The organism is Methanobacterium sp. (assembly GCA_016222945.1).
Taxonomy (GTDB): Archaea; Methanobacteriota; Methanobacteria; order Methanobacteriales; family Methanobacteriaceae; genus Methanobacterium_D.
This window is the reverse complement of record JACRPY010000002.1, coordinates 526418-550745: the sequence shown is the minus strand read 5'-3', so window position 1 is coordinate 550745 and position 24328 is coordinate 526418. Positions and strand designations below refer to the sequence as shown.

Annotated in this window: 24 protein-coding genes and 1 pseudogene; 9 read left to right on the top strand and 16 right to left on the bottom strand. The window is 34.8% G+C overall.

Annotated elements, in window-relative coordinates; genetic code table 11:
• Window positions 1-4: 4 nt before the first annotated feature.
• From serS to HZC47_02980, 3 genes and pseudogenes are all read left to right on the top strand, one after another.
• A pseudogene (gene serS / locus HZC47_02990) lies at window positions 5-1555 on the top strand (serine--tRNA ligase).
• An 84-nt stretch (window positions 1556-1639) separates the two neighbouring features.
• Window positions 1640-2293 (top strand): zinc ribbon domain-containing protein, encoded by a 654-nt coding sequence (locus HZC47_02985; protein MBI5679845.1) that lies wholly within the window; start codon window positions 1640-1642, stop codon window positions 2291-2293.
• A gap of 96 nt (window positions 2294-2389) precedes the next feature.
• Entirely contained in the window at window positions 2390-2533 is a 144-nt protein-coding gene (locus HZC47_02980; protein ID MBI5679844.1) for a hypothetical protein, read from the top strand.
• Window positions 2534-2535: 2 nt separating this feature from the next.
• Here HZC47_02980 and HZC47_02975 read toward each other — a convergent pair whose 3' ends face one another.
• The 12 genes from HZC47_02975 to HZC47_02920 all read right to left on the bottom strand — a co-directional run bounded on the left by HZC47_02975 (window position 2536) and on the right by HZC47_02920 (window position 13084).
• Window positions 2536-2754, bottom strand: coding sequence for a hypothetical protein (locus HZC47_02975; GenBank protein ID MBI5679843.1), 219 nt, complete (start codon window positions 2752-2754; stop codon window positions 2536-2538).
• Window positions 2755-2786: 32 nt separating this feature from the next.
• Window positions 2787-3503: a hypothetical protein gene (locus HZC47_02970; protein MBI5679842.1), complete on the bottom strand. Its 717-nt coding sequence runs from the start codon at window positions 3501-3503 to the stop codon at window positions 2787-2789.
• Window positions 3504-3513: 10 nt separating this feature from the next.
• A complete protein-coding gene (locus tag HZC47_02965; protein MBI5679841.1) occupies window positions 3514-3741 on the bottom strand; it encodes a hypothetical protein in 228 nt (75 codons plus the stop codon).
• 37 nt (window positions 3742-3778) lie between these two features.
• Entirely contained in the window at window positions 3779-4129 is a 351-nt protein-coding gene (locus HZC47_02960) for a tetratricopeptide repeat protein (protein ID MBI5679840.1), read from the bottom strand.
• The gene (locus tag HZC47_02955; GenBank protein ID MBI5679839.1) at window positions 4096-4269 is read right to left on the bottom strand and encodes a tetratricopeptide repeat protein; all 174 of its coding nucleotides are present in this window, start codon (window positions 4267-4269) and stop codon (window positions 4096-4098) included. The genes HZC47_02960 and HZC47_02955 overlap by 34 nt, the downstream gene beginning before the upstream one ends.
• Window positions 4270-4284: 15 nt before the next feature.
• Window positions 4285-4479 carry a hypothetical protein gene (locus HZC47_02950; GenBank protein ID MBI5679838.1) on the bottom strand — a complete coding sequence of 65 codons (195 nt, stop codon included), beginning with the start codon at window positions 4477-4479 and terminating at the stop codon, window positions 4285-4287.
• 218 nt (window positions 4480-4697) lie between these two features.
• Window positions 4698-5189 carry a tetratricopeptide repeat protein gene (locus HZC47_02945; GenBank protein ID MBI5679837.1) on the bottom strand — a complete coding sequence of 164 codons (492 nt, stop codon included), beginning with the start codon at window positions 5187-5189 and terminating at the stop codon, window positions 4698-4700.
• Window positions 5190-6455: a hypothetical protein gene (locus HZC47_02940; GenBank protein MBI5679836.1), complete on the bottom strand. Its 1266-nt coding sequence runs from the start codon at window positions 6453-6455 to the stop codon at window positions 5190-5192. It lies immediately after the preceding gene.
• 68 nt (window positions 6456-6523) lie between these two features.
• Window positions 6524-7339, bottom strand: a complete 816-nt coding sequence (locus tag HZC47_02935) for a hypothetical protein (protein ID MBI5679835.1) — start codon at window positions 7337-7339, stop codon at window positions 6524-6526.
• The gene (locus HZC47_02930) at window positions 7314-11066 is read right to left on the bottom strand and encodes a right-handed parallel beta-helix repeat-containing protein (GenBank protein ID MBI5679834.1); all 3753 of its coding nucleotides are present in this window, start codon (window positions 11064-11066) and stop codon (window positions 7314-7316) included. The genes HZC47_02935 and HZC47_02930 overlap by 26 nt, the downstream gene beginning before the upstream one ends.
• A gap of 192 nt (window positions 11067-11258) precedes the next feature.
• Window positions 11259-11993: an FKBP-type peptidyl-prolyl cis-trans isomerase gene (locus HZC47_02925; protein MBI5679833.1), complete on the bottom strand. Its 735-nt coding sequence runs from the start codon at window positions 11991-11993 to the stop codon at window positions 11259-11261.
• Window positions 11984-13084: a nucleotidyltransferase family protein gene (locus HZC47_02920; GenBank protein ID MBI5679832.1), complete on the bottom strand. Its 1101-nt coding sequence runs from the start codon at window positions 13082-13084 to the stop codon at window positions 11984-11986. The genes HZC47_02925 and HZC47_02920 overlap by 10 nt, the downstream gene beginning before the upstream one ends.
• A gap of 129 nt (window positions 13085-13213) precedes the next feature.
• Between HZC47_02920 and HZC47_02915 the strand changes: the two genes are divergently transcribed.
• From HZC47_02915 to HZC47_02900, 4 genes are all read left to right on the top strand, one after another.
• Complete coding sequence (locus HZC47_02915) at window positions 13214-13753, top strand: hypothetical protein (protein ID MBI5679831.1); 540 nt, start codon at window positions 13214-13216, stop codon at window positions 13751-13753.
• Window positions 13754-13802: 49 nt separating this feature from the next.
• Window positions 13803-16049 carry a hypothetical protein gene (locus HZC47_02910; GenBank protein ID MBI5679830.1) on the top strand — a complete coding sequence of 749 codons (2247 nt, stop codon included), beginning with the start codon at window positions 13803-13805 and terminating at the stop codon, window positions 16047-16049.
• A gap of 199 nt (window positions 16050-16248) precedes the next feature.
• Window positions 16249-17532, top strand: a complete 1284-nt coding sequence (locus tag HZC47_02905; protein ID MBI5679829.1) for a dihydroorotase family protein — start codon at window positions 16249-16251, stop codon at window positions 17530-17532.
• 35 nt (window positions 17533-17567) lie between these two features.
• Window positions 17568-17750, top strand: a complete 183-nt coding sequence (locus HZC47_02900) for a CooT family nickel-binding protein (protein ID MBI5679828.1) — start codon at window positions 17568-17570, stop codon at window positions 17748-17750.
• A gap of 88 nt (window positions 17751-17838) precedes the next feature.
• Here HZC47_02900 and HZC47_02895 read toward each other — a convergent pair whose 3' ends face one another.
• Genes HZC47_02895 through HZC47_02880 form a run of 4 tightly spaced genes read right to left on the bottom strand, consistent with a single transcriptional unit; the run spans window position 17839 to window position 21850 of the window.
• The gene (locus tag HZC47_02895; protein ID MBI5679827.1) at window positions 17839-19038 is read right to left on the bottom strand and encodes a 4Fe-4S binding protein; all 1200 of its coding nucleotides are present in this window, start codon (window positions 19036-19038) and stop codon (window positions 17839-17841) included.
• A gap of 20 nt (window positions 19039-19058) precedes the next feature.
• Window positions 19059-20477 carry a F420-non-reducing hydrogenase subunit MvhA gene (mvhA, locus tag HZC47_02890; protein MBI5679826.1) on the bottom strand — a complete coding sequence of 473 codons (1419 nt, stop codon included), beginning with the start codon at window positions 20475-20477 and terminating at the stop codon, window positions 19059-19061.
• Complete coding sequence (locus HZC47_02885) at window positions 20478-21407, bottom strand: F420-nonreducing hydrogenase (protein ID MBI5679825.1); 930 nt, start codon at window positions 21405-21407, stop codon at window positions 20478-20480. It abuts the gene before it with no gap.
• A 2-nt stretch (window positions 21408-21409) separates the two neighbouring features.
• Window positions 21410-21850: a hydrogenase iron-sulfur subunit gene (locus HZC47_02880; protein MBI5679824.1), complete on the bottom strand. Its 441-nt coding sequence runs from the start codon at window positions 21848-21850 to the stop codon at window positions 21410-21412.
• A 435-nt stretch (window positions 21851-22285) separates the two neighbouring features.
• Between HZC47_02880 and sufC the strand changes: the two genes are divergently transcribed.
• Together sufC and HZC47_02870 are read left to right on the top strand one after the other, a co-directional pair.
• The gene (gene sufC, locus HZC47_02875) at window positions 22286-23047 is read left to right on the top strand and encodes a Fe-S cluster assembly ATPase SufC (GenBank protein ID MBI5679823.1); all 762 of its coding nucleotides are present in this window, start codon (window positions 22286-22288) and stop codon (window positions 23045-23047) included.
• Window positions 23029-24261 (top strand): SufD family Fe-S cluster assembly protein, encoded by a 1233-nt coding sequence (locus HZC47_02870; protein ID MBI5679822.1) that lies wholly within the window; start codon window positions 23029-23031, stop codon window positions 24259-24261. Before sufC ends, HZC47_02870 begins: the two co-directional genes overlap by 19 nt.
• Window positions 24262-24328 lie beyond the last annotated feature (67 nt).

Sequence of the window (24328 nt, the reverse complement as noted above, 5' to 3'; positions counted from 1 at the left end):
GGAAATGAAATTCACGCTTAAAGGAGAAATTACATTTAGTAAAGAGGCAGATAATGCCCAAGAAGATGTTAAAAAGTTCATAGAAGAAGCAAATAATGAATTATTTTTAAAAGGAGTTCCTCAAGACCAGATCCAAGATGCATCAAAGATAGTAAGCTGGGATCTAAAAGGGAACACTTTAAAACTTGAAATGGAATCAGGAAGACGTGGCCGTGCCCATGATGCACTATTACGTATCAAAAAGCCATTAACTGAACTTTTAGGTAAAAAATATCATTTAGGTATCAGAAAAATCCTTGTAACTGATTATAAAATTGAAATACCCACAGAAGAAGAAATCGAATTAAAAGATGTTCCTTATGTAGATAACTTTGAAATTAAAGATAATGAAATAATTCTCCAGTTTAAAGATTTAGAAGAAGGAGATTTAAGAAAACACATTATTGATAGAGTTATTAAGTATGTAAACAATGAGATAGTAACTAAAACTCCTGAAATAGGTGAAATGCCTTCAGACATACTTACAAAGCAAGTCACTAAAGTTGAACCTGGAACAATTATAGGAAAAAGTAGTAAACATAAAATTTTCTTTGAAGGAGACCCCACTGAAAAAGCTGCAGAGCTTGGATGGGTTAAAAAGTTTCCTGGACGTGGACAATGGTTCTATGCCCCCCCACTTGTAGCATTACAACGTGCTCTTGAAGATATATTCATAGAAAAAATGATTTATGAGCTTGACTTTGTAGAATGTCTCTTCCCTAAATTAATCCCTATTCCAGTGATGGATAAAATGAAATACCTGTAAGGACTTCCAGAAGGAATGTACTATTGCAGTGCGCCGCGTAGAGACCCAGAAACATTTAATAAATTCCGTGACGAACTTGCAATTAAACGTGAAGTTCCAATTGACCTCCTAAAAGAAGGTTTAAAGGACCCTTCCTATGTACTGGCTCCAGCACAGTGCGAACCGTTCTATGAGTTTTTAAGCCACGAGGTAGTGGATGAAAAGGACCTTCCTATAAAATTCTTTGACAGAAGCGGATGGACATACCGTTGGGAAGCTGGAGGAGCAAAAGGACTTGACCGTGTGCATGAATTCCAGCGTATAGAGCTTGTATGGCTTGGAACTCCTGAAGAAACTGAAAAAATAAGGGATGCAACTGTTGATATTTCCCATAAACTCGCTGATGAAATGGAATTGGAATGGTACACAGAAGTAGGTGACGATCCGTTCTATTTAGAAGGTAGAAAAGTTGAAGAAAGAGGAATTGAGTTTCCAGATATCCCTAAAAAGGAAATGAGGATAACTGTACCTGGTCAGGAGAAAGGTGTTGCTGTAGTTTCAGCTAATATTCATGGAACACATTTTATTGAAGGTTTTTCAGTTAAAGAAACCCATAATCACAGAATCTGGACAGGATGTACAGGTATTGGTTTAACCCGCTGGGTTTTCGGATTCCTTGCACAGAAAGGTTTTAACCCTGAAAACTGGCCAGAAGATGTAAAAGAAAGATTCAAAGGAGTTAAAGTTCCTAAATTACTTACTTGGCCATGATTCACTTTAAATTGAAGATTTAAATCTATAATGAAATTTATATAAATATAAACCTATGTTATCTATTTTTATAGAGGAATGAGTATGGATAGTTCTTGTCCGAAGTGTGGAAAAGAAAATATAAAAGATGCTAAGTTCTGTAAAGAATGTGGCTACAGTTTAAACCAAACACAAGATGTTAAAAATAAAAAATATGGCATAATAATTATACTTTTCTTAATATTTCTCATAGGCATGGGCATTCTTCTCGTTGTATATACTTTTAATTCTAATAATGTAAACATATACAATAAAAAAGGCCTTAGTTTTCAATACAATTCAGCTTTAGAAATATCATCTGAAGAAACAGAATATGAAATTGAAGCTGATCCTAATAACCGGTATATTGCTCTAAAAACTAATTACAAAAAACATGAAAATTTACATAAGAATAGTTTAAATCATTCTGACATTCCCCATGAAATTATAATTGAAGTAAGCGTCCCCAAGTCTGCCAAGGACTTCAAAAAACCCCCATATAACTCTGCATCTCCTGAATTTTATGTAGGTCATTATGTAGAAAATAATTCAAAAACAGAATATGATATTTATGAGGGGAATGGTTTTATTAACTATTATTTTACTAAATATTATGAAGGAGTACCAATATTGTATAAATTACGTGTAATGGATGTAGAAGCAATAAATAACCCAACTGTACTCAAAATCATAGAAACAATTAACTTTCCTCAAGAATAATATTTACCTGAAGCTAAGATCTCAGTAACTCATGATTTTGATTCAATTAATAATAAAAGTTTTATATTGCCCATTCATAGAATAAAAAATGATTAGATGGTTAATTTAAAAGCAGCAATGGTCGGATTTGCATCAATTCTATTTCTACTGTGGCTTATTTATCTTAAAATTAAAAAAGATTCAAATAAAAAGAAAATAAGAAAAATTAGAAAGGATAAAAGTAAAAATAAAAAGATTTAAATTTATTTTGTCTCTTGTTCTGGTTCTTTACCTTTTATTAGGCCGTAGGTTATTGCTGTTGCAAAAAACACGAAACCTAATAATATCAATCGCTCCAAGGGATGCTTACTAAAACTATAGCCTGGCCAAATCGCTGGAACACCAATAGCTATACCACTAAACAGTAAAATAAAAACTAAAACCGCTACAACAATTGCAATAACTTTCCTAACATTCACCATTAAACACATCCATCCAAGATATAACTTTTAATTCACATTAACTTACTAATATCAGTACGTATAAGTTTCAAATATGTTTTATGTGCCCTAAAAATATCAAAAGTGTTTATTTTATTTCTACTCTCAACTACAGCACTACAACCCGACAAAAGCTTCAAAAAAGCATTTTCAGTATTTGTGAAGATTGGTGTTTGTCCATCGGCACCTTTCCATTTATTAAATACAGACATATACCTTATTTCAAATAGGTCATTAAAGAGTTTTTTTGTTTTTTTATCATTCCATTTAATCTTACCTAACCTTTTAAAGAATTTTTTAGTTGGTTGGGGTGTTTCTTGATTTGAATCGAACTCTTCAAGCATGAAAAGTATTCTTGCAGCCATTTCACCATAAAAAATTTTATTTAAATCCTCAGGAGTAAAATCCCGACCTATATTAATGCTGAACAAATCATAAATTGGTGTGTGGATTACTAAAACGTCTTTTGCAGTTATTAGTGGTGCAAATGGCATGTTTAAGGGGAATTTACTCATATTATCTGCTGCAAACCTAATTAACTTTGAAGGTTCATCATAATCCCCCGAATTCACACGAGGATCCATAACAACACCATGAACTAGCTTCTCATAAACCCATGAATCAGTTAAACTTAATATACCATCCACTACTTCTTTTAATCCTTCAACATCGTTAAAGTCTTTTAGTACTTTTTCTGCTACTTCTTGGGCTGGTTTTTCTTTTAAAAACATTTCTATCTCCTTACCATCTGAATATGTTTGTTATTCCTTTATAAATTGTGTTTCCTAGTGATTGGGCTCCGTTACAGATTGTTGTTCCTATTGATTTGATTCCGTTGTATATTGTGCTGCCCACGGATTTAAGTGTGTTGTATGCTGTTTTCCCGTAAGATATGATTTTTTTACCGTATCCTATTGCTTTTTGAGTTAGGGGATGTTTTATTATTGCTTGAACAGTAGGGCTACTCAATAATTAGTCTATAATTTAAAAATAAATAAATATTTAATTAATTCTCATCCATCAACTCTAAAAGTTCTTTTTTAGCTTCAAGTGCTTCTTCAAAAGAAGGATTTAATTCTAATGCTTTGTTGTAACATTCCAATGCTTCATTGTATTTTCCAAGATTACGGAGTGCAGTACATTTGTAGCTAATTGTCATTTCAGAATCAGGGTTTATTTGCAATGATTTATTGTAGCATTCTAATGCTTTTTCGTATTCTTCGAGTTCACTTAAAGCAATACCTTTATTTCCCCAAGCATAATCAAATTCTGGATCTATTTTTAATGCATTGTTATAACACTGAATTGCTTCATAGTATTCTTTTAAATCAGATAAACTATTTCCCTTATTAACCATGCGTATTTAAATTTAGGGTCTAACTCTATGGCCTCATCATAATATCTAATACTTTCTTCATATTTACCTTCTTTTCTAAGTTTAATGCCTTTATCGGTTAACTTTCTTAGTTTGTTTCTTTTGAATAAATTTAAAACCATACGTTATTACTCCTTTCACCAGATTCCTAACTTATTTCCAATCCAAACTAAACCATTTGTAACTGTTTTAACTCCTGGAACATTTTTCACAGCCCATTGAGTTGCAGGATGATTCCAAACAGGATCAAATATTTTATGTGCTACAGGCGCAATATATTTTTGTGCTAATGGCTTAAAATGCCTATCATACACATTTTTAGCTTTATACACCTTCTCTTTAACAAAAGTTTTAGCTTGAGTATATTTAGACTGAGCATACTTAACTAAACCTTTCTTTTGATACTCTGCTCTTTCCTGGTTGAATCTGTCTAGTGCTGGTTGAAGAGTTTTATTGTAAACTAGCTGAGCAACAGCCTAACACCTAAAAAGTAGCACCACAAACCATTAACACTACAACAATACCATAAAATGCTGGTTTAAACAGAATTTTATTTGTTAATATGTTTCAAATATTCTTCACGACACTTTCTTGCCTCTTCAGGTTTCCCTAATTTGCCTAGTGTAAAGCTTTTGGTTTGCCATGCATATTCATTCTTTGGATTGATCTTTATGGCTTTTTCATGATATTTCATCGCCTCTTCAGGTCTTCCTAGCTCAGATAATACACGACCTTTATTACTCAATGCATGAACATGTTTTGGGTCTATTTCTAGGGCTTTATCAAAATACTCCAATGCTTCATTATAACTACCAAGATTCAAAAGAGCCAAACCCTTATTATACCAAGCAGATCTATCTTTTGGGTCTATTTCTAGGGCTTTATCGAAAAATTCTAATGAATTGTCGAACTTACCAAGACTTAAAAGAGCCAAACCCTTATTATACCAGGCCCATTTGTGTTTTTCATTCCATTTAAAACATTTAATTTTATTAAACATGGTAATAACACCCTTAATATTTTTTAAAATTGAAAAACACATTTACCATATCCCTATCTTATTTCCAAACCAACCTAAACCATCTGTGGCACGTTTAAAGCCAGGCACATTTTTCACAGCCCATTGAGTTGCAGGATGATTCCAAACAGGATCCAATATTCTATGGACAGAGGGTTTAACGTATTTTTGTACCAGCGGCTTAACATGTGTATCATAAACTTTCTTAACATAATATGCTTTTTCTTTTACATAAGTTTTAGCTTGAGTATATTTAGTTTGAGCGTATTTGACTGCTCCTTTTTGAACTAATTCTGCTCTTTCCTGGTTAAAACGGTCGAGTGCGGGTTGAATTAAATTTTTATTGATTTTTTCCCGAGCAGACTGAATTGTATTAATTACGGGAGAGATAAGTGGCGCGTAAATAGGATAAGCAAACATGTTGAGGCCCATTCCAATAATACCTCCTGCTATAATTTTTTGATACAATGGAGCATTTTTTGTTTCTTCAATAAGCCTTGCAACTATCTCACCCCACCCTTTGGGCGGATCATTACTTGCAGAAATAGTATTTAATCCATTTTGCCACATTGAATCATAGATATCTTGTTGTGTTAAGTCGTATCTGGTTTTTGGATCATCGAGCCAGTATCCTATATCAAATGCTATTCCTGCACCTATTTTCATTCCTATTTGCGTTCCAATATGTACATTTGATGGCAGGGGTTTATTTAATTCAGGGTATTTCTGTGAGTAATATTCATTAGCTTTATAAATTGCCACTCCGCCAGCTATAATTCCAGCTATGGCTAAAATACCAACACCAACACCTTCTGGTAAAGTAGCAACTCCAGCACCGGTTAAAAAAGTTACAATTCCTTCAATCGTAGGAATAATTCCACCCTCTTGCCCATAAACACCACCAAACAAGTTCTTCATCTCATCAATACTTAGTGGTGTTCCTCGTCCGTTTGGATTCATGGTCAACGCATTTCCAGCATAATACTTGTTGAATTGTTCTGAATTCATGATTACTGTTCCCAGGAACGGATCCTGTATTATGTAGTTGTCTCCGAGTTTTCCGAGGATTAGAGCGTAGTGGTTGTTTCCATTTATGTTTAGGAGTACGATGTCGTTGGGTTTTAGTTGACCTGCATCTAAATGTAATCCTGTTAGGTTTATTCCATAGTATGAGGCTGCTTGTGTTAAACCATAAAAACTTATTCCCTGGTCGGTTAATCCTCCAATCTGTGATATTAGATTAGCATCTGCCTTTGCTCCTAAACTGTTTAGAAGGTTACCTAAAGCCATAGCTCCGCAAAGATTATTATTTGGAGTCGGATCAGCAGGTTTACGAGGAATATTAAAAAATTAATTCATTATTTATCCACTTCAGACTTATTCATTTCCCATAAATTATCCACTAAAACAGGTAAATCAGTTTTAAGAAGTTTAAAATAAGTTCTATACGCAATGATAATATCTTCCATGTTAATTTTATCTCGATTGTTGTTTACAGCACTGCAGCCAGCTAATAATAAAAGAAATTTCTCCTCCGAAACAGTTAAATTACCTCCTTCTCTTATTCCCCATTTTTCAGTGTGAATCGATCCATATAATCTTATTGTTTTCCCAAGTAGTTTTTTTGTTTTTTTATCTTTCCATTTGACTTTTCCTAGTTTTTGGAAGTATTCTGCAGTTGGTTCAGGAGTTTCAGTAACTTCATCAAATTTATCTAGGGCAAAAATGAGATGTTCATCTAATTTACAAAGATGGATTTTTCTCATTTCATTGTAATCAACTTTTTTACCCGTGTTAATCTCATAAATATCTGCAAAGAAAGTGTATACCCTATAAAAATCATAAAAAATTAGTAAATCAGTCAATGGAGGACTATAAACAATAGGATGTCCCATATTCCCATAAGCAAGTTGGGCCATGACAACTTTTTTGCTATCCTCTTCTGTAAATTTTATTTCCTTGAGATCATTATGCTTATCATGAAATACAAAAACATTAAAGAACTTTTCATATAATTCAGAATCATACAAACCTTTTATTTCATCAGCCAACTCCCTAACACCATCAACATCGCCAAACTCATCAATCAAAGAGTTATAGTGTTTGTTTATATATTTAAACTCATCATACGCCATTTTTATCATCTTCCTACCAAATTCCCAGTCCCCTTGCAAACCAACTTACACCATCAGCTGCTTGTTTTATTCCAGGCAAGTTTCTTATTGTTTTGAATGTTTTTGACTGCACAATAGGATCTAAATATTTATGTGCCACTGGTTTAACATTCTGCTCCATCCACGGCCTAACATTATGATTATAATACTTCACAGCCTTAGTAGTGGTTTCTTTAACATAAGTTTTAGTTTGATTATATTTAGATTGAACATACTTAACTAAACCTTTCTTTTGATACTCTGCTCTTTCACTGTTAAACCTGTCTAAAGCAGGTTGGACAGTTCTATTGTAAGCATCTTTGGCGGCGGCTTTAAAACTATCAATACCTGCTGATATACTTTTAATTATACCTTCAGATGGCCCTATTGTACCTGTGCCCAGCGCTGTTATATCTCCTAATGTCAAACTTCTTGAAAAACCCGTCCAACTAGGAGTATTAACAATTCTTGTAAGCCAAGGAATTTTAGTAGCAGTCCAAGGAATAGTAGCAAGTGTTTCAGCAATATTTATTCCAATAGTCAAAGGATTCCAGCCAAAAGGAATACTAGCCCTTGAAAGCAAATCAAAACCAAATTTTGTAACTGAACTCGTTGAAACTCCTATGTTAGGAAGATATTTAACCAAAAAATTGTATGCAGGACCTAAATTGTCTTTAGCTCCTTGGATTATTCTTGATGTCCATTGTGTTGCTCCTGACCAGCCTGATCTAATTGCTGTTGCCAATCCATTTACTATGATTGGCCCATATCTTACTATAACGTCTCTTAGTGTGTATATTGCTCCGGTGATTGCAGCTGTAATTCCACTCACACTTAAATCTATACCGCCCAACCCTAAAGCTCCTAAGAGGTCTGTTCCACCAGTTGCTATTGTGGCTATTGCTACGAAAACCGCGTCAATAGCCGTGTTTGTGCCTGAAATATTACCGTTATTATCTGTTCCGAACCCAAAGTCCAGTAACGTTTTAATGTACTGTCCACCCCACATATTATCTAAGTTTTTATAGCCAGGAATAGTGATTAGAGTGGAATCCCAAAAATTCTCAGACTTTACAGGCTGCCCCGATTCAGAAGCCCTTGCCTCAGCCATCGCCCCTAACATAACCATACCATCACCTGCAACACCAGAACTAACACTCTTCTGCAGTATTTTATGTGGTGTGACTGGTTGACTGTTCACCGGAGTACTCAACGTATTTACGAGTGTTTGCTGGTCAACTACAGCAGTTAGTGTGTAGCTTCCAGGGTTAAAGACTTGTAGTTGTGTCCAGGCACTGTTATTAGTCATAGGGGCTGTTTCTGGGTAGACATCCCCTCCATTATTTATAAAGAATTGCACCAGGAATGAAGGAATTTCCAATGCTAATTCCTCACCTGTGCTGCTTTTGAGGGTTACGGTGATGTTATATATTTGTCCTGGATTTATAGTGCCTGATGGTACGTTTAAAACTGCAACAGCCTGGTTATTGGTGTTTATATTCATTCCCGTGATACATGTGGCTATGTTTTGGCCCCACCAATTATACTGAGCATCAACGGTTCCATGATCATTATTATGGAGGTTATGAGTGTTTCCTGCGATACGGTTGTAGTTTAATGTGTTATTTGTTCCGTTTTCAATGAGGATAGCACGAGGATTTCCAGTTATATTATTTTGAATAAACGTATTGTTGCTGCCGTTTAGTGTTATACCGTTTTCTGTGTTGTTATGAATGTTGTTTTGTGTTAAATTGTTATTGTTTCCGTTTATGGTGGTTCCGTTGGTGTTGTTAAAGATTAGTGTGCTGTTAACATGATTACTGCTTCCGTTTATGGTTAAACCATTTGTATTATTCTGCAACAAACTACTATTCAACGTATTGTTGTTTCCATTAAATATTATTCCTGTTTGGTTGTTAAAACGGCTAGTAATATTAGAAAAACTGTTATTGTTTCCAATAACCTGTAAACCATTCCTGTTCAATGTTAAAATAGTGTTATTCATTTGATTATTATTCCCTGTGATGGTTAAACTGTAACCGTTATCTAAAAGAATGTTAAAAATAGTTAAAAGGTTGTTTATATGGTTATTATTTCCCTGGATGTTTATTCCCTGGCCGTTACAGATTATAGTGTTTCCCAACATATTCAAAAAATCAACAACATCATTATCCGACCTTATTAAGAGTCCTGTACCGTTATTATCAGTCAAACTATTTCCTGTAACAATATTATTTCCGTTGATGTACATTGCTGTGTTGTTTTGATTACTAACACTATTATTAGATATAATATTGTTAGTTCCTGTGATTTGTATCCCATTAGTCCCATTTAATGCTCCAGAACCATTAACCAGGTTATTATTCCCGTTTAAAGTTAACGCATTAGTGTTGTTTAAGAAGAAAAGATTGTTTATATTGTTTCCATTACCATTAAAGATTAATCCGTTGGTATTGTTTAAAAAGTAACTATCATTAAGTTTATTACCATTACCATCAATCAAAACACCGTTTAATGTGTTATAAACCACAGTAAGATTAGTTAAAACATTATTATCTCCCATTAAATGCAAACCATTATTATTCCCGAATAATTGTGTTCCATCTAACAGATTACTATTACCCGTGAATTCCAATGCGTAGTTATTGGCTAGGACACTGTTGTTTAAGAATAAAAATGATCCTAGAATATTATTATTTCCTACGAGTTTTATTCCAATGCCGTTTCTATAGATCTGGTTGTCTGTGATGGTGGGATTGTTTAAATTGTTTCCATAAGTATCCATATTCAAACCCCAAACACTATTATCCATTATAAGATTATTAGAAACAGAATTACTGTAACCAGATGTTACACCGTACACATTATTAGTTACAGTGTTATAAGTAAATGAATTACCGTTACTACTGGTAAAAACCGCCCCGTATGGGTTGTATTGGAAAGTATTCCCTATTATAGGTGTAGAATCGGTACCTGTAAGCCATAAACCAGCAATATGATTACTATTAGCAGTGTTAGCGACAACAGCACTACTACCACTACTCTCTAGATTAATACCACTCCAACCATTACCATTAGCAACATTATTTTGAATCCAAGAACTAGGACTAAGCCTTAAAAATATCCCTCCACCACCATTACCATTAACCACATTACCAGTTAACCTGGAACCAGGTGAATTATAAAGATAAATACCAGTATAACCCGAACCAACCACCGTGTTACCCGTTAATGTTGAAGTGGAACTGTCCAACAATCCTATTCCTACTTCTCCGTTGTTTGCAACGTAATTATTAGAAAATAATGAGTTGGTGTTGGTTAAAAGAACACCAAAACGTTTATTATTGATAATAGTATTACCATTGAAATTTCCATTAATTGCATAATGACCCTCATAATTACCATGAATACCATAATTTGAAAGACCATTACCATCAATAACCAAACCAGAAACCGTGACATCACTGCTCCACACATCAATAACCGTATGAATACTCTCAGTTGCCCTTAAAACCGCGGCCCCAGAATTTGCAGCTACTAGTTTCCATGATTTTAAAACCTCAATAGGCTCATCCACATTATAAACACCATCCCTGAAAATAATGGTGTCACTATAACCAGCAGCACCCAAAACACTCTTATAATTACCAGGATTAGCATAATGAACATCAGCAAAAACCACACCACTACAAAAAGAAGATGCAATAATTAAAAACAACAATGATACAATAAAAAACCTAAAATTCATAATACAATAATAATACAATAACAAATAAATACTTAACGGTAATGACTTTATATAACCACAAAAAACAAATCAAAAATAAAAAGTTATAAAAATAAATAAATGAAAATAAACAATTAAAAGAGGTTAAAAACAATATTATACAATTTTAATCTTTAAAATAGAAAAATAGAGTTTTATATCAAATTTAATACTCTATTCGCTGTTTTGTTCTTCCACGTCTTTTTCTTCTTCTGTATTCACTTTTTTCTCGAATACATCTACGAATTCAACTCTGTCTATACCCATGTTGTCCCAGATATCTCTTGCAATCCTGAACTTTGCGTATGTAACCTGGTTATCGAATTTAGCCATTTCTGAAAGGTATATCATGACTTTGCCGTCTTCGAGTTTTACTTCGTTGTCTTCTGGTTTTATGTTTGGGTTTGGGTACTGGAGCTCTATGATTCCATATATTTTCTCCAGGTCGTCTTCTATGATTTTTTCAATTTCCACATCGTAGACTAATGTTTTACCTGCAAATTCATGGTTGAAGTCTACTGTTACTCTTCCACCGCTGATACTTCTAATTCTTCCAGTGTGACCTTCTAATGTGATGTTCATGCCTATTTGCGGCTTCATGTTCTGTCTTTTGAATTCTGCCATAGGTATAAGTTGCATTAATTTAGAATCTCTTACTCCAAAGGCGTCTTCTGGTTTTACTTCGATTGTTTTTGCTTCACCTGCTTCCATACCTACAATACTTGCATCAAGACCTTTTAAGATATGTCCTGTTCCTACTGCGATTGGTATTGCCCCATATGTTTTATTTTCAGTTTTAAGTCCTTCTTTTTCTGCAACTTCTTCCATGGTTGTGTCGAATATTTCACCTGTTTCTTGAACTTTTCCAGTGTAGTTAAGCCTTATAAAATCTCCTTCTTTTATTGCCATGTTTCTATCCTCCTCATTGAAATGTTATTTTTAAAATTTTTAAGTGTTTTTTTATCTTTATAGTTTAATACGCGAATAACGGATGGGTATTTCTCTATATAATCTGATACTGTTTTTTTATCTATTTTTGCTTCAAGAGATGATAAAATTCGCGTTTTGTAGTGTCTGCTAAACCCTCGTGAGATGCATTTTTCAATATTTCCCATATTGTTAAATGGTCGGTTGTTTATGAGGTTTTCTACAGTTTTATCATCTAAAAGAGCCAGTGATTTTAAATATTTTGGGGATTTAGTGTTTACAAGTTCAATTATACCTTCATCATTCCTTAGATCATGAAGCGGGGCTTGGTGCTCGTTAATTTCCCTCTTTAAAACTTTAATGGTTTCAGGAGGCAGCATTTCTTTAACTGAATCAAAATCTTCCTTCAAAACAGCTTCTCTAATTTTAGTGCCACTTACGCCTTCAATACGTTTTACGAATATGAATTTATCCTTAAAATCAAAATTTACCTTTTTTAAGGATTTTGAAAGTGATACTATGACATAATTGTCTTCATGAAGTTTTCCCTGTATTAAAACTTCTTTAGTATCCATATCAATGATTTTATAGGGTTTTGGAGCCACTCCATTTCCATCCGAGATTTTCTGGAGTATCCTATCAAAACCTTGAACTGGTTTATAACCCCTTGGAATATAGTCTGCATCCAATGCTTTAAAAATCTTTGCAAGACATAATGAATACTGCCCAGAACCCATTATTCCCATTGGTGGGCCTTCTATAACTATATCTGCCCCAACAGCAATTGCAGCATCGGCCCTTGCATGTCTGGTCATGATGTAGGGCAGTCCTCTGCCACTTCGCTCAAATAGCCCTGGAACTACTGCAACAAAGAGCCCATCTTCAATTTTTTCTTTTGAAATATCCATACAGTGCTTATGACCTTTGTGAAGTGGAGAATATTCTGTAAAATCTGCAATTATTTTAAATTCGCCACTTTTTTCATCGTAAACTGGATTTTTGGCCATATCATCTGCAAAAAGTTTGCCATCTCTCTTTATGATATTTCTGACGAATTCTTGTTTTGAAGGCATACTATTATGTTTATTTGCACTTTGCATAAATTAATTGTTCTAAACTGCAATTATACATCAAGTTCGCTGCGGCCTCTTAAATGAATTTTAAATATAAGAATTCATATAATAATATTGGGGGTATTGAGTTTGAAAAAACATGTTTTTATAATATCTATTTTGTTTTTAATTGTTCTGGCATCTGGATGTATTAATACTGGCAATAATAACCAGACAGGTCAAAATACAACTAATAATCTTACTGATAAAAATTCTAAAATGAAACATTATGAAGATAGTGAAATGTCTTTTGATTATCCTGAAGGATGGAATTTAAATCCTGGAAATTACAGTGTTTCATTATTTAATGGTAAAAAACAGATTACAATAGAAAAAACAAGTATTACTGCTGCTTATGAATCTAAAACTGTTTCCAGCAAAGAGAATACTGTTTCTGCAACAGTTATGTTACCTTTAGAGATTGTTTCCAATAAAACAATTAAGGTGGATGGTGTAGATGCTCAAGAAATTATTTATAGGAGCAAAGGAGACTCAGGACCATCACGGATGGAAGTAACTATTAATAAAAATGGTAAATTATTTAAAATGCACCTATATGCTCCTGTATCTGAATTTAACAGTGCACAAGCAGATTTTAACGTAATTATTAACAGTTTTAAAATTAAATGAGTAAATTATAGTTAAAATACGGATTTAATTAAATATTTAAGTGGTATCAATGGAATCCCTTAAAAATAAAGTATCCGGACATTTAATTGACCAAAATAAGAAGCCCATTTCTAACATTACTGTGAAAGCATGGGATAATTCAAGTATCTTATCGAAGAGCGAGTTAGAAGAATCAAAAACAGATGATAAAGGCTATTTTGAAATTGATTATACCCATAACTTGGATTCACCATCTAAAGATAAAATTGATTTAAAACTTGAATTTTTAATTGATGATGAATCTGTAATGTCCTTATCAAAAAACAACGTCCCTAATATCTTTGATTTTGGAGATATAGAAGTAAATAACGGGAATATTGGCATTAAAGGTAGATTAATTGATGAAAATAGCAGCCCTATCTCTGGATTAAGGGTTATAGCAGAAGACATTGATTTCGGGAAAATAGAATTAAATGCAATGGATCTTATTGAATCAAAGGTTAAATCATTGGGTTCATTTATTAAAAAGGATACTATGCTCGATAACTCAGTGAAATTTGTAAAAGACAAATATAATAAACTATTCTTTTTAGAAGACGATTTATTAGGCGAATCCATAACAGATGATGAAGGATATTACCAGATTCTTTATCCGCAGAGCAAGTACAAAGAAATTTTAGATAAAGAGCCAGATATACGTATTATTGTTAAAGACCAGCTTGGGGTTTTTAACCTCTTCCAGACAGAAACCTATGATAATGTGGAAGAAACAATAAAATACGTTGATGACATTGTAATAAACCGTGCTGCGCTTGAGGGATGGTTTGTTACATTAAATGAAAGTTCATTATCTCGATTTTCACAAAAAAACAGTTTTGAAATATTAATAGATAATAAAAACGCTTTAGAAAGAATAGTGGATGCAATAGATAATGCTGAGTCATATATTCATTTAACTCAGTTTGAATTTTATCCTGACTATGTTCCTCGTTTTTTTAAATTAGATGATGGAAGCTATGAAGCTGATAAAGAACTTGTTTATAAGCTTTTAGATGCAAATAAACGAGGAGCTTCAGTTAAAATTATAATAAATGAAAATGCCATTGTTCCAGATAGTTTTGATGAAATAAACAATTATTTTAAGGGTAGTGATGTAGATGTCCGCAGATTCCCGGCAAATGGCCCTTATGCCATGCACGCCAAAATTCTGGTTGTTGATGGGAAAAAAGCATTTATTATTGGGTCTCCTTTTACTCAAGCTTACTGGGACACACGTAAACATTTCGTTGATGAAACACGACGGTTAAAGAAAAATGAAGGTCCTGTTCATGATGTTTCCATTTATTTAGAAGGTAAATCAATCGAATATGTGGATGAATTCTTTATTGAGCTTTGGAATTATCTTTCAGACAGTTACCACAGTGGTAACGATAAAATATTAAAAAATCCGGTTTATATTAAAGAAAATAATTCTTTAAAAAGCACAGAACCTGTTTCAGTCCAGAATAATGCTTTAAAAGCAGTTAATGAATCCATACAAATTGTAAGATCAGTAACTCCCAATACATTAAATAAAAAGGAAGAAGCAGGAGTTTTAGAAGCATATAGAAGGGCCATAACAAATGCAGAAGAGTTTATTTACCTTGAAAACCAGTATTTCACCAACAAATATATTATAAATGCTTTAAAGAAGGTTATTGAATCTAAACCAGATTTACAGTTGATAATGGTTATTAATGAAGTTCCTGATGTCCCCACATATAGGAGCTGGCAGCATTATGGTTTAAAAATTTTAGGATTGGATCTAGATAAACCTGTGCTTGAACATCCGCAAATTGGTGTTTTTGCCCTATGGTCCAGTATACTGGAAAATAAGGAGAATAAACTGCGCCACTGCTATGTTCACAGCAAAGTAACAATTGTTGACGATGTTTGGGCCACTATTGGCTCTTCTAATTTAGATGGTTCTTCTTTGAGCTGTGCAGAGGAGTTTGGAAGTAGAGGCACGTCCAAAAATCATCGTAATATGGAGATGAATGCATTGCTTTTTGATTTTGAATCCAAAGGTACAATCCAGAACTTCCGACAGGAGCTGTGGAGAGAACATTTAAATGATATTAAACCTAATCAGCCATCTGAAGAAGGATGGCTGGATATTTGGAAGAAAACAGCCTATGGTAACATTGAAAAATTAGAAAAAAATGAAATTAATTTATATGGTGATGTTTTACCTTACAGTGCAAAGAGGAACGCTGAAGAACAAGTTAAAGATATCATAGAACAATACAGAAGAATAAAAGGTAGATTTAACCTATAAATCACATTCAAGAATAAATTTATTTTTTAGTGGGGCAAATTCTAATGACTTATAATTTTTTAATTTGCAGTCTTTATGATATACACAAATCTAATAAATCAAAAAGATATACATAGATATTAAGTTTATGGGGAAAAATGAATCAATTTCCATATTTCCATTATACTAACTATATATCCAGCTAAAAAAAGGTGTTAAATTGGTTGATCTGTGTCTTATTAACTGTAAAATTGTTCCAGAAAACAGGGAATGTTCCATAGGGATTGAAGAAGGAAAAATCGCTTTTATTAAAAAAATTCCCCCTAAATGTGAAAAAACAATAGACCTCAAGGGAAATCCAGTTTTACCCGGTTTAATTGATTCTCATGTTCACTTCAGAGATCCTGGACTTAATTATAAGGAAGATTTTAGAAGCGGCAGCATGTCTGCGGCTGCAGGCGGATTCACCACAGTAATTGATATGCCTAACACTAAACCACCTACTGCCACTAAAAAAGCTTTCTTAGATAAAAAGAAGATTGCAGAAAAAAAGAGCATAGTTGACTTTGCTCTTCATGCCAGTGTTTATAAAACAGAGCATATTAAACCATTATCCAAGCTTAGGCCTGCATCTTTTAAAATATATAATGATTTAGTTGATAATGGGTTTATAATGGAGATATTTAAAGAAGTTTCAAAATTATCTCAAGATCAGTTGATTTCCGTGCATGCCGAAGATAAAAGTATCACTGATTACTGTATGGAATCTGAAAGAACCAATAGCGATTCAAATGCTAAAATATATGCCAATGCACGGCCACCACTTGCAGAAATTGTCAGTGTTTCCACAAGCATTGCATTAGCAAATTTTTTTAATGTAAATACCCATATTTGTCATGTTAGCACGTCCAAATCCCTTGAACTTGTAAATCAAAGTAAAAATATGGGCTGTAAAGTTACTTCAGAAATAACACCTCACCATCTCTTTTTGGATGATTCTTATTTTGAAAAATGGGGTAATTTGGCAAAAACAAATCCTCCACTTCGAGATAATAAAAATCGTTTAAAAATTTCAGATTTAAAGAATATAGATACAATTGGAACAGATCACGCGCCACACACACTTAAAGAAAAGAAAAGAAATGTATGGGAAGCCCCACCCGGAATTCCAAATCTGGATACAACACTTCCATTGCTTTTAACTCAAATTAATCAAAATAAAATGGGTTTTGGAGATATAAAGCGTCTTTTATGCGAAAATCCTGCAAAGATATTCAAACTTGAAAATAAGGGAATGATTAAAGAGGGAATGGATGCTGATTTTGTATTTGTGGATATGAAAAAAGAAAGCATAATAACTCCAGAAAACTTCAAAACAAAGGCCAAATATTCTCCATTTAGTGGATTTAAAGTTAAAGGAACGCCTGTTATGACCATGATCCGGGGAAATGTTGTTATGGAAAATGGGGAGATATTTGAGAATAAAGGTAAATTTGTTTATTAAAATTAGTAATTATTATTAAACGTAGGAGTGATAAAATGTGCGAATCAACAGTTTACTCAACAGATAATGATATGATCATGGAAGATGTTTTATCCATTAAGATTGATGGTGAAAACATAGAACTTATAGACATATTAGGTGCAAGAAAAGATCTAAAAGGCGTAATAGTTGAAATTGATCTGGATAAACATGGAATTTACATCAAATTAAATGAATAAAAATTTACTTTTTTTATTAATATCAAAAATAGCTAAAAATAAAATATTAAGGTGGAAAAATCCACCTAAAAAAACTAATTTTCTGTTTTTATTTTAGAGATAATGCATCGTTTGGACAGTGATCAATACATTTGTCACAGAGTATACAGAACCCTGTTAAAGGTACTTTCGCGCCTTCTTCAAGTTTCAGCATGTCGTAAGGACATACTTCAATACAGTCACCGCATTCATCACACAATGCTGGGCTGAATTCTATTCTGTCTCTTTTGACTATTTCACCATCGATTTCTTTGTCTATCTGTGATACTTTTAATGCACCTGTTGGGCATTTTGATGCACATGCTCCGCATCTTGTACACATGGAATAAGATTTGCCAGGTTCTACTCTTATAGCTTCAGTAGGACATACTGTAGCACATCCTCCGTCTAAAACACAGAGTTCTTCATCTCGGACAAGTCCTTCTTCAGATGCTGGTTTTGCAGGTCCAAGCTCAACATTAAGGTTTATTGCTTCAACTGGACACATTTTAGCACATAGTCCACATGCTGTACAAATTTCTGGAAGTTCTACTGAAAGATCAGCAGACTTTGACTTTATAAAGTCTCCAGGACATGCATCAACACAGACATTACATCCAATACATGTTTCTTGGTTTAGATCGAATGATATCATCTCTTTAGCCCTTTTAACAGGATCTTTACCAGAGATGTACACTGCATTCCATGGGCATGTTTGTGAACATACACCACATTTTATACATGTGTCTTCATTGATTTCAATAGGTTCTCCGTATTCAGAAAGCGTAATAGCATCTACCGGACATTCCGGAACACACATTCCGCAACCAGTACAGTCTATGATGGCTATTGGTCCTGTGATATCTTTTACAACAACTTTAGGTTCTTTAACGCCATCTATACCTATAACATCTACTGGACAAACGTCAACACATTTCTGGCACATTACACAGAATCCTTGTAATGGAACTTGCTGCACTTTTCCCTCTTCCAGTTTTAAGACATCTGGAGGGCATACTTCTACACATTCTCCACACTGATCACATGCTGAAGGACTGAAAACTATGCGAGTTTGAACATTTCCTGATTCGTCTAATGTCATCTCTTCAGCTTTTAAGGCACCTGTTGGACAGGTAGATACACATTTTGGTTCACCAGCACATAAATCACAGTAAATCACGTCTTCAGGTGTTACTGCAATTGCTGCTGTTGGACATGTGCCCTCACAAGCTCCGCATCTAATGCAACCTTCCTTGTTTACTACTATCATTTTTTTCACCCTTAAATGGTTTAAATTTTGTTTATAAGGTGTCCTTCACTGTCATATACTTCAAGGGTTGCAAGTTTCATTTGACTGTCAATTTCGTGAGTTGCGCATGATAGACATGGGTCGTATGCTCTTATTACCATCTCCATTAGGTTGAAAACACTGTCATCTACCTCTACACCTGGTTTTATGTAGTCTTGGGCTACTTTCTGGATACCCATTTCCATCGCAGGGTTGTTCTGGATAGTGGCCACTACAATATTGGCTTTGGTTATGATACCATTGTCGTCACATGCGTAGTGGTGGGTTAATGTTCCACGTGGTGCTTCCACGATTCCTACACCTTCACCAGCTGCCCTTTCAAGGGAGTCTGGGAATTTCTGTCCGGATAAGTCTCCTTCTAATGCGTCAGCTGCACATTCAGCAGCAGCAACGAGTTCTATGAGTCTCGCCCAGTGGTAGAGTAAAGTCTGTTGTCCATATCCAAAAGTGTCATGGAACTCTTTGAAATAATCTTGAGCCTGTGGCGCAGCATCTGGCATCTTGTCAGCAACGTTAAGTCTGGACATTGGTGAAACTCTGTAGATACCTTCTGGGTAACCCAGGTCTTTTATGTATGGGAATTTGAGCCATGAGTATGGTTTAACGTGTTCCGCGATGGTGTCCAGATAGTCTGCTGGCTTGAATTCTTTGAACATGTTACCATCTTCATCTTTTATTCGTACATCGCCATCATAAACATCCCATACACCATTTTTGGTTAGACCAGTGTGTTTGGTTACAATGTTACCAAGAGAGTTCACTAATTCGAGGTTTTCGACAAATATTGGCTTAGCTGTTTCTATGGTAGCTACTGCCAGTTCAATGTTCCTCTGTGCTTTTTTCAGTAATTCTTTCTGTGTTTCATCGTCTAACTCCGTGGATATTCCACCAGGAGTGGAGGATGTTGGGTGAATTGGCCGGCCACCAATGGCTTTCACGATGTCTAAAGCATTTTTCCTGAGTTCAATAGCTTGAAGAGCTAGTTCAGGGGCGTCTTTAACTATTTGGAATACGTTCCTGGTTTTTCTGTCTTTTCCAGCTATGAAATCTGGTGCAGCCAGGAAGTAAAAGTGCAGAGCGTGGGAGTGCATATATGAACCCCAGTTCATAATCTCCCTCATTTTATAAGCAGCAGGAAGAATATCTTCGCCACCGTATCCGAAACATGCGTCAACTGCTTTAGCAGCCGCCAGGTGGTGCTGTACATCACAGATACCACAGATTCTAGGAACAATTCGAGGAGCTTCCTCAATGTTTCTTCCCTGCATGAATTTTTCAAATCCACGGAATTCCATAACGTGGAGTTTGGTGTCCTGGACGTTTCCTGCGTCATCCAGTTCCACTGTGATTTTAGCGTGACCTTCAATCCTAGTCACAGGTTCAAGTGTTAATTTAACCATTTATTTACCCTCCTTTTTCACCTTAAATGGCACGAGAGACGCTGGGAGCGTGTAGGTATAGAAAGTTCCAACCACATCATCAAGTTGGTCAGCAACTGCCTCTGGATCAACGGTTTTATCGTGTTCAATTCCAAAGTCAGACCCAATTGCACTTATCATTTTTGCACCTTGGTCCATTACCTTTGAAGTTGGTCCGTAACATCCTCTACATTGAATAGCTATGCTTGGACATTCTGCTCCACAAAGGGACATTGTTGCTGGGCCCATGCATACTAATCCTTGGGTTACTAAACAAACATCATCATCAGGCATTCCCAGTTCAAACTGTCGAATGATTTTATCCATAGCCATTCCTTCCGGTGGCTTTTCTCTAGGACAAACTTCACATAAGTTTGTATTTGGTATTTCAGGTAATTCTTCTCCTTTTAAGAGAGCCATAACAATCTGTGCAACTACATCGGAGCGAGGTGGACAGCCAGGCAAAGCTAAATCGACGTCAATGACATCAGTTAGTGCCCTATGCCTACTTTCCAATTTAGGTACTCCATCATGAGGAATTATTCCTTCATCATTGTATGTACTTTCAGAGTTGACGTAAGCTTCTTGTGTAAGGTCATCAACAGTGTGTAGGTTTCCTAATCCGAAAATTCCTCCATAAACAGCACAAGTACCATAGGCCATAACTAAACCTGCTTTTTCACGTACTTTTTTTGCCAGTTCAAGGTTTTCTTCGTTTCGAATACCTCCAGTTACTATGGCGACATCTACATCTGTCCATTCATCATATTTAACATCCATTAGAACAGGCATGAATTCAAAATCTGCTAATCCTAAAACATCTACTATGGCTTCGTGTATATCTGCAATAGACAGTTCACACCCAGAACAACAACCAAGCCAAACACTTCCTAATTTAATTTTTTCAGCCATGTTTATGCCTCCGCTTCTTCAACTTCTGCCAATTGTGCCTTAAGCGGTGATGGTCCAAGGTTACTAACACGATCTACCATCATCTTAACTGTTTCTGCGAATTTTTCCCCTTCTGATGCAGAAATCCAGTCGTGGTATACTCTTTCTTTTCCAATTCCTAATTCGTCTACAAGTTTGTAGATTAATCTCATTCTTCTATCTAATTTATAGTTACCTGCATCGTAGTGGCAGTCCCCGTGGTGACATCCGGCTACAATAACACCGTCAGCACCTTCTCTGAATGCCTTTAGAACAAATTGTGGTTCTATACGTCCTGAACACATTACTCGTATTACACGTATGTTCGGAGGATATTGCATCCTTGCGGTACCTGCTGTGTCTGCTCCACCGTAGGAGCACCAGTTACAACAAAACATAACGATTTTTATATCATCCTCAGCCATAGAGTTTCCTCCTTGCGTTTAATCCATGTACTATTAGCGTACTAAGATTTGTGTACTATGTACACTTATAGGTATAAAACCAATTATTATAAAGGTTACTTATAAAACAAAGTAGAAAAGTTTATATATTAAAACAAGATTTTTGGCCCTTAAACTACCCGTTAATCGGGCTTTAATACCAAATTAAAAATATTATATTTATCTATAGATTATTTAAAGATTTAATTGTGCCATATAATCCCCAAATACTGCAATTTGTAATTTATTTTTCTACCATATAATAATTGTCTTACCAACCATGGTTAATATAAATATTAACCATAAATCAGCCCTATTAACAATTGTTAAATACTATATTAGATTATATAAAATAAAATACAGAAACATGATTTTAAGAATTAAAAAATAACATTATTAAAAACGATGGTGGTAAAACTGCTACTAGAAATAACTGATCTAGCCGTTGAAGTTAGTGGAAGAGAAGTTTTAAGTGATATAAACTTGAACATAGGCCAAGGAGAAACTCACGTTCTTCTAGGACCCAATGGATCCGGAAAAAGTACACTATTCATGACAATATTAGGATTTCCAAAGTATAAAGTAACTAGGGGAAAAATAATATTCAAAGGAGAAAACATAACCAATTTCACAACCACAGAACGTGTGAAAGCTGGTATTGGTGTTAGTTTCCAGAATCCTCCAGCAATAAGAGGAGTAAAATTAAAAGATCTTCTAAAAATGGAGAGCATGCATGGAAAGCCTGATGAAGAAGAGTTAAGCCCAGAACTGGCAGAAATCGCTGAAAAATTAAAAATGAGCGATAGATTCTTGGAAAGAGATGTGAATCTCGGATTTTCAGGCGGTGAAGTAAAGCGTTCTGAAATTCTACAGCTTCTTGCCCAGCAGCCTGACTTTGTAATGTTCGACGAACCAGATTCTGGTGTAGATATCGAAAATGTGGAACTTCTTGCTGAAGAAATCAACGTGCTACTCGATAAAGATAAAAAACCAGGATTAAGAGAAAAATCAGGACTCCTTATAACTCATTTAGGTTATATTTTAAATTTCGTTGCTGCTGACACAGCTCACGTGCTTATGGATGGCAAAATAGCATGTTCAGGCAACCCTGCAGAAATTTTAGAAGATATTCGAAAAGAAGGATTTAAAGGATGTGTTGAATGTTGCAAAATACACTAGATCGGGCAAAAAAAGCAAGTGAAAAGAAAGCTCTCTATGGAGAAGATATCGATCTTGAAAAATTCATCAAAGAAGAAGCAGGAGAACATGAAAGGGTAGATAAAGCCTCAGAAGTTCCTAAAAAAGTACAGGACACCTTGCTTAAAGTTGGTGTAGACCCTAATGAGAACGAACGATCAGGGACATTTATTCAAGTTGATCAAAGCGGAGTCTGTACCACATGCGCATCTGAAGGCGTGGAAATAATGGGAATGAACGTGGCCATGGATAAGTATGGCTGGATTAAAGATTACATGTGGAAAGCTGTGGCTCCAGATACAGATAAATATACAGCCCAAACAGCAATTAGAGAAAATGAAGAAGGAAGCAGCGGTTACTTCATAAGATCTTTACCTGGTTCAAAAGAAGTGTTCCCTTTACAGGCATGTATGTTTATTGGCGATGAAAAAGTAATGCAAACAGCTCACAATGTTATCATTGCTGAGGAAAATTCTGAATTACACATCATAACTGGCTGTGCTACAGGCGAAGACGTAAGTTCTGCCCTTCACGTTGGAGTATCTGAGTTTTATCTTAAAAAAGGAGCTAAAATTACTTTTACCATGGTTCACAACTGGGCTGAACAGGTAGATGTACGTCCAAGAACTGGTGTTATGGTTGGGGATGATTCCACTTATATCAGCAATTATATACTTACCAGCCCTGTTAGAAGCATCCAATCTTACCCTACAGCCTATTGTTCCGGTAAAAATTCCAAAGTGTTATTCCAATCCATTCTGGGAGGTCAAAAAGACTCTGTGTTGGATATGGGATCTCGAGTTATTTTAGAAGGAGATGGAGCTAGCTGTGAAATGATTTCAAGAGCAGTTTCAAAGGATCAGTCACAAATTTATTCACGTGGACACTTAGCTGGCAGAACACAGAACGTTAAAGGGCATTTGGAATGTCATGGTTTGGTTTTATCTGATGATTCCATGATTTATGCTGTTCCAGAGCTTGAAGGTAGTGCTACAGAGCTTGAAATGTCTCACGAGGCAGCTGTAGGTAAAATAGCTGAAGAAGAAGTATTATATCTAATGTCAAGAGGTCTTACAGAAGAAGAAGCTGCTTCAATGATTGTAAGAGGATTTTTAAGCATGGATATTACTGGTTTACCTCAAGAACTTGCTGATGAAACTAAAAGAATGCTTGATATGAGCCTAAAAGGCATGTAATCATTGCATCTTAACTTATTTTTTTCTTTTTTTTAATTATTTAAAAAAATAGTATAATCTCTAATCA

What these genes read in the sequence shown, in the direction of transcription:
- HZC47_02985 (MBI5679845.1), top strand. Translation starts at nt 1,640, where the DNA reads ATGGATAGTTCTTGTCCGAAGTGTGGAAAAGAAAATATAAAAGATGCT.
- HZC47_02980 (MBI5679844.1), top strand. Translation starts at nt 2,390, where the DNA reads ATGGTTAATTTAAAAGCAGCAATGGTCGGATTTGCATCAATTCTATTT.
- HZC47_02975 (MBI5679843.1), bottom strand. Translation starts at nt 2,754, where the DNA reads ATGGTGAATGTTAGGAAAGTTATTGCAATTGTTGTAGCGGTTTTAGTT.
- HZC47_02970 (MBI5679842.1), bottom strand. Translation starts at nt 3,503, where the DNA reads ATGTTTTTAAAAGAAAAACCAGCCCAAGAAGTAGCAGAAAAAGTACTA.
- HZC47_02960 (MBI5679840.1), bottom strand. Translation starts at nt 4,129, where the DNA reads ATGGTTAATAAGGGAAATAGTTTATCTGATTTAAAAGAATACTATGAA.
- HZC47_02955 (MBI5679839.1), bottom strand. Translation starts at nt 4,269, where the DNA reads ATGGTTTTAAATTTATTCAAAAGAAACAAACTAAGAAAGTTAACCGAT.
- HZC47_02945 (MBI5679837.1), bottom strand. Translation starts at nt 5,189, where the DNA reads ATGTGTTTTTCAATTTTAAAAAATATTAAGGGTGTTATTACCATGTTT.
- HZC47_02940 (MBI5679836.1), bottom strand. Translation starts at nt 6,455, where the DNA reads ATGGCTTTAGGTAACCTTCTAAACAGTTTAGGAGCAAAGGCAGATGCT.
- HZC47_02930 (MBI5679834.1), bottom strand. Translation starts at nt 11,066, where the DNA reads ATGAATTTTAGGTTTTTTATTGTATCATTGTTGTTTTTAATTATTGCA.
- HZC47_02925 (MBI5679833.1), bottom strand. Translation starts at nt 11,993, where the DNA reads ATGGCAATAAAAGAAGGAGATTTTATAAGGCTTAACTACACTGGAAAA.
- HZC47_02920 (MBI5679832.1), bottom strand. Translation starts at nt 13,084, where the DNA reads ATGCCTTCAAAACAAGAATTCGTCAGAAATATCATAAAGAGAGATGGC.
- HZC47_02910 (MBI5679830.1), top strand. Translation starts at nt 13,803, where the DNA reads ATGGAATCCCTTAAAAATAAAGTATCCGGACATTTAATTGACCAAAAT.
- HZC47_02900 (MBI5679828.1), top strand. Translation starts at nt 17,568, where the DNA reads ATGTGCGAATCAACAGTTTACTCAACAGATAATGATATGATCATGGAA.
- HZC47_02895 (MBI5679827.1), bottom strand. Translation starts at nt 19,038, where the DNA reads ATGATAGTAGTAAACAAGGAAGGTTGCATTAGATGCGGAGCTTGTGAG.
- mvhA (MBI5679826.1), bottom strand. Translation starts at nt 20,477, where the DNA reads ATGGTTAAATTAACACTTGAACCTGTGACTAGGATTGAAGGTCACGCT.
- HZC47_02885 (MBI5679825.1), bottom strand. Translation starts at nt 21,407, where the DNA reads ATGGCTGAAAAAATTAAATTAGGAAGTGTTTGGCTTGGTTGTTGTTCT.
- HZC47_02880 (MBI5679824.1), bottom strand. Translation starts at nt 21,850, where the DNA reads ATGGCTGAGGATGATATAAAAATCGTTATGTTTTGTTGTAACTGGTGC.
- HZC47_02870 (MBI5679822.1), top strand. Translation starts at nt 23,029, where the DNA reads ATGTTGCAAAATACACTAGATCGGGCAAAAAAAGCAAGTGAAAAGAAA.